The organism is Pseudomonas sp. GW821-FHT02A11 (assembly GCF_059421985.1).
Map to the genome: position 1 here is coordinate 1 of NZ_JBWKWB010000050.1, position 13168 is coordinate 13168.

The 13168-nt window shown below is 59.6% G+C and carries 11 protein-coding genes; 4 read left to right on the forward strand and 7 right to left on the reverse strand.

Going from position 1 to position 13168, the window contains the following annotated elements; translation table 11 throughout:
* Positions 1–180 precede the first annotated feature (180 nt).
* A complete protein-coding gene (locus tag AC07V9_RS29445) occupies positions 181–924 on the reverse strand; it encodes a TraX family protein (protein ID WP_495019139.1) in 744 nt (247 codons plus the stop codon).
* A gap of 114 nt (positions 925–1038) precedes the next feature.
* Here AC07V9_RS29445 and AC07V9_RS29450 point away from each other — a divergent pair, with 114 nt between their 5' ends.
* Positions 1039–2079, forward strand: a complete 1041-nt coding sequence (locus AC07V9_RS29450) for a threonine aldolase family protein (RefSeq protein ID WP_495019140.1) — start codon at positions 1039–1041, stop codon at positions 2077–2079.
* A 152-nt stretch (positions 2080–2231) separates the two neighbouring features.
* On the opposite strand, the gene AC07V9_RS29455 is transcribed toward AC07V9_RS29450, so the two are convergent.
* Both AC07V9_RS29455 and AC07V9_RS29460 read right to left on the reverse strand, forming a co-directional pair.
* Positions 2232–2534 (reverse strand): cell division protein ZapA, encoded by a 303-nt coding sequence (locus AC07V9_RS29455; RefSeq protein ID WP_495019141.1) that lies wholly within the window; start codon positions 2532–2534, stop codon positions 2232–2234.
* Entirely contained in the window at positions 2531–2764 is a 234-nt protein-coding gene (locus AC07V9_RS29460; RefSeq protein ID WP_495019142.1) for a hypothetical protein, read from the reverse strand. Before AC07V9_RS29460 ends, AC07V9_RS29455 begins: the two co-directional genes overlap by 4 nt.
* Before the next feature lie 317 nt (positions 2765–3081).
* On the opposite strand from AC07V9_RS29460, the gene AC07V9_RS29465 reads away from it, so the two are divergent.
* Complete coding sequence (locus tag AC07V9_RS29465) at positions 3082–4707, forward strand: methyl-accepting chemotaxis protein (protein ID WP_495019143.1); 1626 nt, start codon at positions 3082–3084, stop codon at positions 4705–4707.
* 138 nt (positions 4708–4845) lie between these two features.
* On the opposite strand, the gene gbcB is transcribed toward AC07V9_RS29465, so the two are convergent.
* Entirely contained in the window at positions 4846–5946 is a 1101-nt protein-coding gene (gene gbcB / locus AC07V9_RS29470; protein ID WP_495019144.1) for a glycine betaine monooxygenase reductase subunit, read from the reverse strand.
* A gap of 331 nt (positions 5947–6277) precedes the next feature.
* On the opposite strand from gbcB, the gene gbca reads away from it, so the two are divergent.
* Together gbca and AC07V9_RS29480 are read left to right on the forward strand one after the other, a co-directional pair.
* Positions 6278–7576, forward strand: a complete 1299-nt coding sequence (gbca, locus tag AC07V9_RS29475) for a glycine betaine monooxygenase oxygenase subunit (protein ID WP_495019145.1) — start codon at positions 6278–6280, stop codon at positions 7574–7576.
* A gap of 984 nt (positions 7577–8560) precedes the next feature.
* Positions 8561–9079: a hypothetical protein gene (locus tag AC07V9_RS29480; protein WP_495019146.1), complete on the forward strand. Its 519-nt coding sequence runs from the start codon at positions 8561–8563 to the stop codon at positions 9077–9079.
* 48 nt (positions 9080–9127) lie between these two features.
* On the opposite strand, the gene etfB is transcribed toward AC07V9_RS29480, so the two are convergent.
* Genes etfB through dgcB form a run of 3 tightly spaced genes read right to left on the reverse strand, consistent with a single transcriptional unit; the run spans position 9128 to position 13087 of the window.
* On the reverse strand, positions 9128–9931 hold the full coding sequence (gene etfB, locus AC07V9_RS29485; protein WP_495019147.1) for an electron transfer flavoprotein subunit beta: 804 nt from the start codon (positions 9929–9931) through the stop codon (positions 9128–9130).
* The gene (etfA, locus tag AC07V9_RS29490) at positions 9921–11141 is read right to left on the reverse strand and encodes an electron transfer flavoprotein subunit alpha (RefSeq protein WP_495019148.1); all 1221 of its coding nucleotides are present in this window, start codon (positions 11139–11141) and stop codon (positions 9921–9923) included. Before etfA ends, etfB begins: the two co-directional genes overlap by 11 nt.
* Positions 11141–13087, reverse strand: a complete 1947-nt coding sequence (dgcB, locus tag AC07V9_RS29495; protein WP_495019149.1) for a dimethylglycine demethylation protein DgcB — start codon at positions 13085–13087, stop codon at positions 11141–11143. Before dgcB ends, etfA begins: the two co-directional genes overlap by 1 nt.
* Between the last annotated feature and the right edge of the window lie 81 nt (positions 13088–13168).

Consider the following 13168-nt stretch of genomic DNA (forward strand, 5'->3'; position numbering starts at 1 on the left):
AAAACGAATGTCGACTTTACAAGCTTAGCTGCCAGCAACACTTTACGCAGACAGAGCCAATTCATTCGCGAAAAATGGTGCAGACGATCAATCCGCATTGGATGTACCCCCGCCTCGCGAATAAATTCGCTCCCACAGGTTACCTGCCAGCCACAAAATCGGGGGCAGGGTTTGAAGGCGTCAGACAAGCAAATTGCGGACACCGAACAACACCACAAAATGCAGCGGATAAATCAGATACGCCCATTTGTGCATCGGCCGCACCGCAAACCCCGGACGCCAACGCAACAGCGCCAAACCCAACCAAGGCCCCAACAAACAGGCGACCAACGCGCCAACCGAAATGGGATCGCCCCACAGCATGCCGTCGATGATCTTCGGCCACTCGTTGCTCAACAAACAGACGATCCCCGGCACCACCGCCAGCCACAGCGGCCCGCGCAGCACCAGCAGAAACGCGGCGGGGAGCAGCACACCATAAGCGCCGAACATCAACCGCGGTGCAAATGCGACACCGATCCCCAGCGCAACAACTCCCAGGACCCGCGCCGGCCACGACCGGCTGACCGCGCCCTGCGCCACCAGCAGCCCCAGCGCCAGCGTCGGCAGCACATTGAACGTGGTGACTTCATCGGCCATGTAAAGCTGATAAGGGAATTCCGCGATGACGGAAAACGCCGCCATCCATGTGAGGTATTTCCAGCTCACGCGGGGCTGCTCCGAGCGCGTAATCCCGCGCCCGACATTGACCGCAATCGCCAGGCAGAACCACGCGAACGCCAGGCGTCCCGGCACATACAGCCAGTCGGCATGCCAGCCGACGTAGCGCAAATGGTCGAGCACCATACTCAGCACCGCCAGCCATTTGAGCAGGTCCAGGGCCCGGTCACGCGTCGGGGGAGTCATCGCCGTCGTCTCGCTCATGTCGCCCCACTCATTTGCTGCCCGCCGTTTTACTGAATGTTCTGACGCAAGAATGCATGACCAAACGATGGAATGTTCGCTACAGTCGCAGCCTTCGATTACAGGGAACCGGCCATGTCAGACCAAAGCCAGCAGTTTGCCAGCGACAACTATTCGGGGATCTGCCCGCAAGCTTGGGCGGCCATGGAACAAGCGAATCATGGCCATCAACGCGCCTATGGCGACGACCAATGGACAGCGCGCGCCGCCGATCAATTCCGCCAGTTGTTCGAAACCGACTGCGAAGTGTTCTTCGCCTTCAACGGCACGGCGGCCAACTCCCTGGCGCTGTCGTCGTTGTGCCAGAGCTATCACAGCGTCATCTGCTCGGAAACCGCCCACGTCGAAACCGACGAATGTGGCGCGCCCGAGTTCTTCTCTAATGGCTCGAAGTTGCTCACTGCCCGCAGCGAGAACGGCAAACTGACGCCCGCCTCGATTCGCGAAGTCGCCCTCAAGCGCGCCGACATCCATTACCCCAAACCCCGCGTCGTCACCCTGACCCAGGCCACCGAGGTTGGCAGCGTCTACCTGCCCGAAGAACTCAAAGCCATCAGCGACACCTGCAAGGAACTGGGCTTGAACCTGCACATGGACGGCGCCCGCTTCGCCAACGCCTGTGCGTACCTGAGCTGCACGCCAGCCGAACTGACCTGGAAGGCCGGCATCGACGTGCTGTGCTTCGGCGGCACGAAAAACGGCATGGCGGTGGGTGAGGCGATTCTGTTCTTCAACCACAAGCTGGCCGAAGACTTCGACTATCGCTGCAAGCAGGCCGGGCAACTGGCGTCGAAAATGCGCTTCCTGTCGGCGCCGTGGGTCGGCCTGCTGGAAAACGACGCATGGCTCAAACACGCTCGCCACGCCAACAGCTGCGCGCAGTTACTCGCCGAGCTGGTGAAGGACATTCCGGGAGTGGAATTGATGTTCCCGGTGCAAGCCAACGGCGTATTCCTGCAACTGTCGGAAGCGGCGATTGCCGCACTGACCGCCAAGGGCTGGCGTTTCTACACCTTCATTGGCAGCGGCGGTGCGCGATTCATGTGTTCGTGGGACACCGAAGAAGCCCGCGTGCGTGAACTGGCTGCGGATATCCGTCTGGTGATGGGAGCCTGATCACATACCCCCTGTGGGAGCGAATTTATTCGCGAAAAAGGGTACATCCGACCTCGATGTGTCGGATGTACCTGCCAATCGCGAATGAATTCGCTCCCACAGAGATCTCAGAGTCGGGGCGAGGGTGTAAGCCAATCAGGCCCGCAGAAGCTTCACCCCTGCGCAATCACCTTCTCAATCACCTCCACCGTCGCGCTCACTTTCTCCTCATAACGGCTCAGCTCTTCGGCATGCTGCTGCTTGAGTTCGATCTGCTTCGAGCACAGATTCAGCGCCGCCAGCACCAGCAGGCGGTCGCCGATCAGGGTCGGGTAGTTGCGCTTGGTTTCGGACAACGCCGACTTGAGCATGACCACGGCCTCCATCAAGGTCTGTTCCTGACCTTCAGGCGCCTTGATCGTGTAGTCGTTGCCCAGAATGGAAATGACCTTGGCGGCATCGCGGTCGATGATCATGCGCCGACCGCGCTGACGCTGGTGGCGCGGTCAACCAGTGCCTGAATACGGGCAGCGGTGGCGCCCTGCTTCTCTTCCTGCTCCAGCAGGCTCAGCTGCAGGCTGTCGTTGTCATCCCTGGCTTGCTTCAACTCATCGGCGAGCTGTGCGTTCGTGTTCTGCAGGTCCTGATTTTGCTGCACCAGGTCACTGACGAGCTTTTCCAACTGGCTAAGGGATGCTTCCAACATTTTGATTTCTCAGGCAAATTTCAAAGGGCGCGTACGATAAAGAAAAGTCACTCAAGCTACCAGTGAAATCAGGGCATTCACGCCACAACACCGACCAGGAAAGCGCACATCTCGCTTCAATTCCGCAAACGCATAACGGACCTGATTGACTGCGATTTCCGTGTCTTGTTCCTGCTGTTCGTCAGATCACCCTCCTGCGGCATAAACGCACAGTGATGTCCCAAGTGTTCAAGTCTCGGCGAGCGCGACCGATAAGCCGTGCATCTCCTCCACACTCCTTCTGCACGCATGGATCGCGGCTTTCTCAGGAAACCTTCATGTCCCTGCGTAATATGAACATCGCGCCCCGCGCGTTTCTTGGCTTTTCCATCATTGGCCTGCTGATGCTGGTGCTCGGCGTCTTCGCGCTGGCCCAGATGAGCAAGATCAACGACGCCACCGAGACCATGGCGACCAACAGCATGCCGAGCATCAAGGCGCTGGATAAACTGACCGAAGCCAGCATTCGCCTGCGTGTGCTGTCGTACCGTCTGATGCTCAACCGCGAAGCCGACACCCAGCAAAAAACCATCGAGCTGCTGGCCATGCGCAATCGCCAGATCGAGGAAGCCCGCGCGATCTACGTCAAATTGATCGCCGCCCCCGAAGAACAAGCCACATACGATCAGTATGTCAAGCTGCTGGGCGACTACCGCAACCTCGAAGACCGCATGAAATCGCTGAGCAACGCCAACAAGCTCGACGACCTCACGGCCTTGCTCAATAACGACCTGCAGACCAACTCCGACCAGATGAACGTGGCGCTGGGCAAGCTGGTGGAGATCAACACCCAGCAGCTTAACGACACCAACAAAATGGCCTCGGACCAGTATTCGACCGCCTTCACGATGGTCGTCACGCTGCTGATCATTGCCACCGTGCTGACCCTCCTGTTCGCCTGGCTGCTGACCAACAGCATCACCCGCCCGATTGCTTCCGCGCTTAAAGCGGCTGAAGAAGTGGCCGAAGGCGACCTGACCCGGACCATCACTGTCGATGGCACCGATGAAGCCGGCCGCCTGCTCAGCGCCATGCTGAAGATGCAGTCGAGACTGCGCGACACGCTGCAACGCATTTCCGGCTCGGCAACTCAGTTGGCTTCGGCGGCAGAAGAGCTGAACGCCGTCACCGACGAAAGCGCTCGCGGACTATCGCAACAGAACAACGAAATCGAACAAGCCGCCACCGCCGTCAACGAGATGACCAGCGCCGTGGAAGAAGTCGCTCGCAATGCCGTAAGCACGTCCGAAGCATCGAAAAACGCCACCACCTCGGCCAGCGACGGTCGTGACCTGGTGCAGGAAACCGTCAGCGCCATCGAACGCATGAGCAACGACGTGCAGGGCACCGCAACGCTGATCGGTAACCTCGCTGACGAATCCCGAGACATCGGCAAAGTCCTGGACGTGATTCGCGGCCTGGCCGACCAGACCAACCTGCTTGCCCTCAACGCTGCCATCGAAGCCGCCCGTGCTGGCGAAGCGGGCCGTGGTTTTGCGGTTGTGGCCGATGAAGTTCGCGCCCTCGCCCATCGCACCCAGCAATCGACCAGCGAAATCGAACGCATGATCGGCAGCATCCAGGGCGGCACCGAACAGGCCGTGAACTCGATGCGTAGCAGCACCGAACGCGCCGAGTCGACGCTGAGCATCGCCAAAGGCGCAGGCCTGGCGCTGGACACCATTAACAGTGCGGTGGTCGAGATCAACGAACGCAATCTGGTGATCGCCAGCGCGGCAGAAGAGCAGGCGCAAGTGGCGCGCGAGGTGGACCGCAATCTGGTCAACATCCGCGACCTGTCCACTCAATCGGCCACCGGCGCCAACCAGACCAGCGCGGCGAGCAACGAGCTGTCGCGTCTGGCAGTGGATTTGAACGGGATGGTGGCGCGGTTCAGGTTGTAACGACTCATCAAGCAAGGCGCACAAACACTGTGGGAGCGAATTCATTCGCGATGAGGCCAGCCAGGCGATACCTATCTGTCGACTGAAAAGCCCATCGCGGATGAATCCGCTCCCACAGGTGTTTTTACGCCGAGTTGATCAATACTCGATCCGCACATCCCCTTTCGGAATGCTGCAGCACGACAGGATGTAACCCTCTTCCACGTCGTCGTCGGTGATGCCGCCGTTGTGTTCCATCTCGACTTCGCCGCTGAGCTTCATCACCTTGCAGGTCCCGCAGATGCCCATACCGCAGGCTTTGGGGATCATCAGGCCGAGCTTGGCAGCCGCTGCGTGGACGGTTTCGCCCGGCGCCACGCGGATGCTCTTGCCGGTGTCGGTGAATTCCACCTGATGCAGTTCGGAGACGTCGACTTCCGGCGCGTCGGCGGCCTGTTCGGCGTGCTCCACGGCGTCAGCGCGGGCTTCGGGCGGGGTCGCGCCGAAAGATTCTTCGTGGTACTGGGCCATGTTGAAGCCGTTGGCTTCGAGCAGGCGCTTGACCGCATTCATGTATGGGGTCGGGCCGCAGCAGAAGACCTCGCGCTCCATGAAGTCCGGCGCCATCAGTTCCAGCATCTTCTGATTCAAGTAGCCGCGGTAACCGGCCCATGGCTCGCCCAGACCGTGCTTCTCACAGACGATATGCAGCGAGAAGTTATTGATGCGCGACGCCATCTGCTCCAGTTCGCGGTGGTAGATGATGTCTTTGGGCGAACGGGAGCTGTGAACGAAGACCATGTCGACGTTGGCGTTGGTGTCGTAATACCAGCGCGCCATGGACATGACCGGCGTGATGCCGACCCCGCCGCTGAGGTAAAGGATCTTCGGGTTCGGGAAGTCGATGGCGTTGAACAGCCCGACCGGCCCGTGGACCGCCAGCTCCTGACCTTCGTGCAGGGTGTCGTGAAGCCAGTTGGACACCTTGCCACCCGGCACGCGCTTGATGGTGATCGAGAAGCTGTAAGGCACCGACGGCGAGCTGGAAATGGTGTAGGAGCGCATGACCGGCACGCCTTCGATTTCCAGCTCCAGGGTGACGAACTGACCCGGCTTGAAAAAGAACAGGATCGGCTGATCGGCCATGAAGCAGAACGTGCGCACATCCCAAGTTTCCTGGATCACTTTGACGACGCGCACGAGGTGGCGGCCATTGGCCCAGGTCTGCGTGGTGACCGGGTTGAGGAAACTCTGGGACATACTCACTCTCCACGGCCGACTGTCGGCCTCTTATGGTGGCGATTCTGCGTAACGCAGGAGCCGCCTATTTACCTATCAGCGACATTCACATACTTATGGCGACCAGGCCCGATCTATAGGGGTTACGTAGTCGGAAACGGATTCGGCCATGTCGCCCATGGATAAGGTTCGCGTCGCGACCGGCTACACACTCGCCGTCAATCCAATACAGATTTTTTACCTAATAAACATGAGCGACTTCCAACGCGGTCGCCTCGCGTGCCAGACACACAACACAACCGTATTAGCCACATTCGTAGGTCGTCACACACACGGCCTGAGGACTTGAAAGATGGACGTCACCGCAACTCTGAGCCTGGGCGATCCGCTGGAACCCGCACGCAAGGCAACCGCCGAGATGCTGCAGACCCGCGAGCGCACGTACTCGCTGCCGCAGCCTTTCTACAGCGATGAGCGGCTGTTTGAAATCGACATGCAGGAAATCTTTCAAAAGGAATGGCTGATCGCGGGCATGACCTGTGAAATTCCGGCCAAGGGTAACTTCCTTACGCTGGAAATCGGCAATAACCCGATCCTCGTCGTGCGCAAGCCAGATGGCTCGATCGCCGCGTTCCACAACGTCTGCCGCCACCGCGGTTCGCGTCTGTGCACCAAGGAAAAAGGCAAGGTCGCCAAACTGGTGTGCCCTTACCACCAGTGGACCTACGAACTCGATGGCCGCCTGCTGTACGCGGGCACCGAAATGGGCGCGGACTTCGACATGCAGAAGTTCAGCCTCAAGCCTGTGCACTGTAAGGTGTCTGGCGGCTACATCTTCATCAGCCTGGCGGAGAACCCGCCAGCCATCGACGAGTTCCTGCAGACCCTGAATCACTACATGGAACCGTACGACATGGAAAACACCAAGGTGGCGGTGCAAACCACCTTGATGGAAAAAGCCAACTGGAAGCTGGTCCTGGAAAACAACCGCGAGTGCTACCACTGCAGCGGTTCGCACCCTGAGTTGCTGAACACCCTGCTGGAATGGGACGACACCAACGATCCTCGCGCCGACCAGAAATTCAAGGACCACGTCGCTGAATCCGCTGCCGCGTGGGAAGCCGAAAAAATCCCTTACCTGCACAAGAGCTTCGGCCTGCGTAACCGCATCGTGCGCATGCCCCTGCTTAAAGGCACGGTGTCCATGACCATGGACGGCCAGCAAGGCAGTAAGAAACTCATGGGCCGCATCCAGAACCCGGACCTGGGCTCGATGCGCATTCTGCACCTGCCGCACTCCTGGAACCATTGCATGGGCGACCACGTGATCGTGTTCACCGTGTGGCCGATCAGCGCTCAGGAGACGATGGTCACCACTAAATGGCTGGTGCACAAAGACGCCGTCGAAGGCGTGGACTACGACATCGCGCGCCTGCGTGAGGTCTGGGACGCCACCAACGACCAGGACCGTCGCCTGGCCGAAGAGAATCAGCGCGGTATCAACTCCGTCGCCTACCAGCCAGGCCCGTACTCGAAAACCTACGAGTTCGGCGTCGTCAACTTCATCGACTGGTACAGCGCCAAGCTCCTGGAAAACATGGGAGCAGAGCCCGCGCCCTATTTGAAGGGTGTGGCGGTTAATCACGAGTAATCGCAAACCCCTGTCCCCTGTGGGAGCCGACTTTGACGGCTCCCACAGGAGTTGGCGCCCCCATCTGGTCAAAAAACGCTCAACACGGTACAGCACCAACCCCGCCGCCCCTCCCCAGCATCCACGAACAAGTTATCCACAGCACAACTCACAGCAATTGTGGGCAAGTTGCTTCTCGCCTGTGCAAATACCGAGAAAAAACCGTGACTTATTCACCTCTGCGTGAATGACAAATAGCTGATCATATTTTGATCAAGTCGCTGCAAGCCCCGTCCTACGAAGGCCATAGCGGACCACAAACATCTTATCCACAGGATCACCAACAGAGATTGTGCGCAACTTCCAACCGTGAGCTGATGACTGTGGAAAACAGTAATGACTGGCAAAATTCACAAAAACGAGCGCGTGGTCGTCAGAGAATTGTCGAATTGATTAATATTTGCACAATTTCTTGAAAGCCCCGATCTATATGGCCTGCAGGGCATAGCCAACAACTTATCCACATAGACGCGCACAGAGAATGTGAGCAGATCTGTGCTGGCAGGAAAGATCACCGTGGAGAAAATGCGTTTGAAAACCACAAGATAGGCTGGTTAGTTTTTGACCTTCGGCCTCGACGCCGCGTAATACGAGACCTGCAGAGATGGCCGAACAGTTTATCCACGGGTGGGCTAACAGGGATTGTGGGTATGTGGGCAGGTTGGAGGGCTGAAGAATCGGAAACGTCTGACATCGCCGTCTCACACAGCACCTTAAACTCGTTACCTGCATAACCTGACTGACGGACTCAATCATGAAAATCAGATCACCCTTCACCCGCGACGTGGTCTTGAGGGCCAATGCTCATCTAATCGAGCACCGAGGCCGCCCTGCAAAGCTTCCACGAGAACTACTGGGGATCGTCACCTTCCGGCCCAGAACGATAGAAGAGATCAACAGCGCCTTTGCCTCTGCGTATGCAAAGCTGCGCGAGACTGAGTTTGCATGACAAAAGCAAACTACAACCACATCTATAACGCATTGGTTGCGGACGATAACGACATCGTTGGCAAGCTCGCCTACTCGCAATACAAGCGTCAGAAAATCGAATACATCCTGGCATTCAAAGACAAGCACGGTGAACTCCCGACAGACGCCGATCTTGCGGCGTTTCACGACATGAGCAACAACGTGTCAGTCCTTGAAAGCTACCGGAGCCAGGCAGCACAGCTTGCGGTGGATTTTCTGAAAGCATCTCTCGCTGATGAAACAAGGGAAATGGAAGAGATGTATGCAGCTAAAGCCAGTCACGAGATACGATCTGCCCGACCAGGCTTCTGGACTGGCGTATCGCAGAGCGTCATTGGCTCTGCATGCTTCATCATGCTGCTCGGCTGCCTCGTCTTCTTCACTTGGAGCCTGAAACAGGGCCCGCGTCAGGTCATTGAGCAGGTGTTCGATGTGATGATCGTCGACACAGCCCCAAGCAATACAAGAGTAGCGCTTGATGACCCACTGCCTTAAACACAAAAGGCGCCACTCGGGCGCCTTTTGCGTTTAACGAAGCAGGGCTTAACGCACCACCCCCTCCTCCACCAACAACTTCAAAATCGCCGCAGCGCCTTCCTGGGGGCTCACCCCCTTGAGCACTTGCCCACCGCCGCCGCTGGCTTTCGCTGTCGCAGCCTTCATCCGGTCTGCACCGCTCTTTGCCTTGATCACTTTCAAGCGTTTCGGGCGAGGTTTAGCGGGGGTCAGTTCCGCACCTGCTAACAAATCGTCGATGACGACCTCAATCTCTTCCACATCCAGTGTGCCGCGCTGCGCCGGGCCGTAAGCGCTTTGGCGCGGTTTGGTCGCGGCGTTATCCACAGTGGCGAGGAATGGCAGGCGGACCTTGAGACGGCGGCGCTGGCCGCGCGGCAGCGCCTGAAGCACCTGGGCTGCGCCATTGCTGATGGATTCGACCTCGGCCATGCCCACCACCAGTGGCCAGCCGAGTTTTTCGGCAAGCAGGTAGGGCAGCATGCCAGAACCTTCTCCGGTTTCCGCTTGCGTACCGGCAAGCACGAGCTGTACGCCGGATTCGCGTATGTAATCGCTCAGGCCCGGCAGCGCATCGGCGCCGTCAGGTTGATCGAGGACGTGCAGTTCTTTCAGGCCCATGCCGAGGTAAGCACGCAGCGCGGGCTCATCGGCATTGCCAGCGTGCAGTACGTGCAAGTTATCCCCAGCCAATTGCAGGCCCATTTCAACTGCGCGAGCATCCTGTTCGGCGCGGCGCGGACGGCCGGAAGTCGGGTGCGCGCCGATGGAGACCAGACTGATCACATGCAGGGCAGCTTTATCCACAGGCAGATTTTTGTCAGGCTGCATCGCGTTTCGCCTCGTTTCGGTAGGCCTCGACCGCTTCGATGAGCGCGTTGAGGATTTCAGCGCTCTCGCCGATCACTGACAAATCAGCACGTTTGACCATGTCGCATGTCGGGTCGAGGTTGATCGCCACGACTTTGTCGCACGCGCCAATGCCTTGTAAGTGCTGGATCGCACCCGAGATACCCACAGCCACATACACACGTGCCGTGACCCAGGTCCCCGAGGCGCCCACCTGACGATCGCGGGTCATGAAGCCATCATCCACCGCCACGCGGGAAGCGCCCTCAGTGGCGCCCAGTGCGGCCGCCGTTCGATGGAACAATGCCCAGTCCTTCACACCATTGCCGCCGGAGAAAATGAATTCCGCTTCGGCCATGGGGATCAGTGCAGGGTCGACCGCTACCGCGCCAAGGTCTTCGATGCGCGGCAGGCTGCGGGCGATGGTTGTGGACAACTCGACCGGCAGGGCTTCATGGCGAGTTTCACTGACCGGCTCGGCGCACTCGGCGGCAGCCAGGATCAGGCGAGAAACGGTCCGCGAGATGTCTTCGCGACCAGCGCCGGCGCGGCCAGTGGCCTGCTCGTCCTTGACCTGCCAGACCCGCGTCGCCGGGCGCTCGCCCAGGCTAGCGGCAAAACGACGGCCCAATTCGCCTCCACCGGTGCGACTGTCAGGCAGCAGCCAGTGGCGTGGGTCGAATTGGTTATCCACAGCCCGCAAGCCTTGTACGCGCTGCTCCGGCGAGTAACCGGCGAATTCGTTGCCTTCCAATACCAGCAGACGATCCACGCCAGCGGTTTCGAACGCGCTTTCCTTATGCTCGCCGAAGACCACGGCCAGTACAGCGCCGTCCTTGCCTGCCAGGCCATGGGCCAGGCCCAGCAGGTCGCGGTCGTGACTGCTCAGGCGGCCACCGACCATGTCTGGCACCACGACAATATAGAAAGACGGCTCGGTCACCTGATGCAACGGCAATTGCACCTCGACAGAAGCCGAACGCTTGGTGGTGCCGCCCTGTTGCGCGCCGCTGCGGTCGATACGTTTGATGCCATTGGGGCCGATGAAACCGATGCCATGTACGTTCTTGCGAATGACGCCGTTCGGTCCCATCCAGCTGCTTTGTGCCGGCTGCATGGCCGCATGCAGAGGGTGCAAGCGGTTGCGGGCGATCCACTCGGCACGAGGGTCGCGGCGGATAATATCGCTCATCAATGCGCCTCCGCAGGTTCACGTTTGGCGGGAGCCGGTTTGGCCGGGGCCGCGTCTTCGAGCAATGCGTCAGCCACAAGCTCCGCGATGTCCTTGATCATCGGCCGCGGTTCGACCACGCCTTCGAGCATGGCCGTGCACTGTGGACAACCCACGGCCACCAGCTCGGCGCCGGTTTCGCGGATGTCTTCCATGCGCATGTCGGGGATACGCTGTTTGCCCGGAATGTCAGTGATCGGCGCGCCGCCACCGCCGCCGCAACAACGGGAGCGGAAACCGGAGCGCTGCATTTCCTTGACCTCGATGCCCAGCGCCTTGAGCACGTGACGCGGCGCTTCGTACTCGCCGTTGTAACGGCCCAGGTAGCACGGATCGTGATAGGTCACGCTGGAGCCTTTGTGTTGACCCAGGCTCAGCGCACCATCGCCGATCAGCTCGGACATATAGGTGCTGTGGTGCTGCACCAGGTAATTGCCGTCAAAGGCGCCGTACTCGTTTTTCAGCACGTGGAAGCTGTGTGGATCGCAGGTGACGATGCGCTTGAAGCTGTATTTGGACAGCGTCTGGATGTTGCGTTTGGCGAGCATCTGGAACGTCGCTTCATCGCCCAGACGACGAGCCACGTCGCCGCTGTCCCGCTCTTCGAGCCCGAGCACGGCGAAGTCGACCTTCGCCGCTTTCAGCACTTTGACGAAGGCGCGCAGTGTGCGCTGGTTGCGCATGTCGAACGCGCCATCACCGACCCAGAACAGTACGTCAGTCGTTTTCTTCTCGCTCATCAGGCTGAGGTTCAAGTCCGCCGCCCAGTTCAGGCGACCGCGTGGCGCAAAGCCGCCCGGGTTATCGGTGGCGATGAGGTTTTCCAGCACTTCGGCGCCCTTGTTCGGGGTCGCGCCCTTTTCCAGGGTCAGGTGGCGGCGCATGTCGACGATGGCGTCCACGTGCTCGATCATCATCGGGCATTCTTCCACGCAGGCGCGGCAGGTGGTGCACGACCACAGCGTTTCCGCGTCGACCAGACCGTTGACGATCGGTTGATGCGGGTTGCCTTTGTGCTCGCCGATCGGCTTGCCTGGATATGGGCTGCCCGCAAATTTTGCGTCGGTGCCGCCGGCAAGGCCGACGACCATGTCCTGAATCAGCTTTTTCGGGTTCAGCGGCTGACCGGCGGCGAACGCAGGGCACGCCGCTTCGCACTTGCCGCACTGCACACAGGCGTCGAAACCCAGCAATTGGTTCCAGGTGAAATCCTTGGGTTTTTCCACGCCCAGCGGCTCAGTGGGGTCGGCCAGGTCCAGCGGCTTGAGGCCTGTGGAACGACCGCCGCCAAAGCGCTCGGCACGACGGTGCCAAGCCAGGTGCAGCGCACCGGCGAAAGCATGTTTCATCGGGCCGCCCCAGGTCATGCCGAGGAACAGCTCGCAAACGCCCCACAGCACGCCGATCCCCAGAATGATTGCCAGCAGCCAGCCACCGAAGTTTTCCGGAAGGATGCCCGCGACCGGCAAGGTCACCAGAAAGAACGAACCAGAGAACGCTAGCAGGCTTTTCGGCAGGCGCATCCACGGGCCTTTCGACAGGCGGCTTGGTGGATTGCGGCGACGCCTATAAACGAAGATCGCACCGACGAACATCACCGCCGTCATCAGCAGCAGCGCGTAACCGAGGATGCGGTTATGCAGGCCGAAACCGTGGACCAGAATCGCCAGAACAATCGACGCCACCGCACCACCCGCCGTCGCGACGTGGGTGTTGGCAATGTATTTATCCCGCGCGACCACGTGGTGCAGATCGACCATGTAACGCTTGGGCATGGCCAGCAGGCCGCCCAGGAGATCGACCTTGGACGCACGCCCGTTGCGCCACATGGCCACCCGCCGCAAGGCGCCAAGGACACCAAGGCCCAAGGCGGCGAACAGCAGGATTGGAAGAAGGGTGTTGAGCATGATGGCTCCTACAGGGTCACCATCAAAAGTCTTTACACAGCCGCAATGCGTCATAGATGGCGGCGTGTGTATTACGCTGCG

Coding starts and splice junctions, on each gene's coding strand:
- AC07V9_RS29445 (WP_495019139.1), bottom strand. CDS start 924: ATGAGCGAGACGACGGCGATGACTCCCCCGACGCGTGACCGGGCCCTG.
- AC07V9_RS29450 (WP_495019140.1), top strand. CDS start 1,039: ATGTCAGACCAAAGCCAGCAGTTTGCCAGCGACAACTATTCGGGGATC.
- AC07V9_RS29455 (WP_495019141.1), bottom strand. CDS start 2,534: ATGATCATCGACCGCGATGCCGCCAAGGTCATTTCCATTCTGGGCAAC.
- AC07V9_RS29460 (WP_495019142.1), bottom strand. CDS start 2,764: ATGTTGGAAGCATCCCTTAGCCAGTTGGAAAAGCTCGTCAGTGACCTG.
- AC07V9_RS29465 (WP_495019143.1), top strand. CDS start 3,082: ATGTCCCTGCGTAATATGAACATCGCGCCCCGCGCGTTTCTTGGCTTT.
- gbcB (WP_495019144.1), bottom strand. CDS start 5,946: ATGTCCCAGAGTTTCCTCAACCCGGTCACCACGCAGACCTGGGCCAAT.
- gbca (WP_495019145.1), top strand. CDS start 6,278: ATGGACGTCACCGCAACTCTGAGCCTGGGCGATCCGCTGGAACCCGCA.
- AC07V9_RS29480 (WP_495019146.1), top strand. CDS start 8,561: ATGACAAAAGCAAACTACAACCACATCTATAACGCATTGGTTGCGGAC.
- etfB (WP_495019147.1), bottom strand. CDS start 9,931: ATGCAGCCTGACAAAAATCTGCCTGTGGATAAAGCTGCCCTGCATGTG.
- etfA (WP_495019148.1), bottom strand. CDS start 11,141: ATGAGCGATATTATCCGCCGCGACCCTCGTGCCGAGTGGATCGCCCGC.
- dgcB (WP_495019149.1), bottom strand. CDS start 13,087: ATGCTCAACACCCTTCTTCCAATCCTGCTGTTCGCCGCCTTGGGCCTT.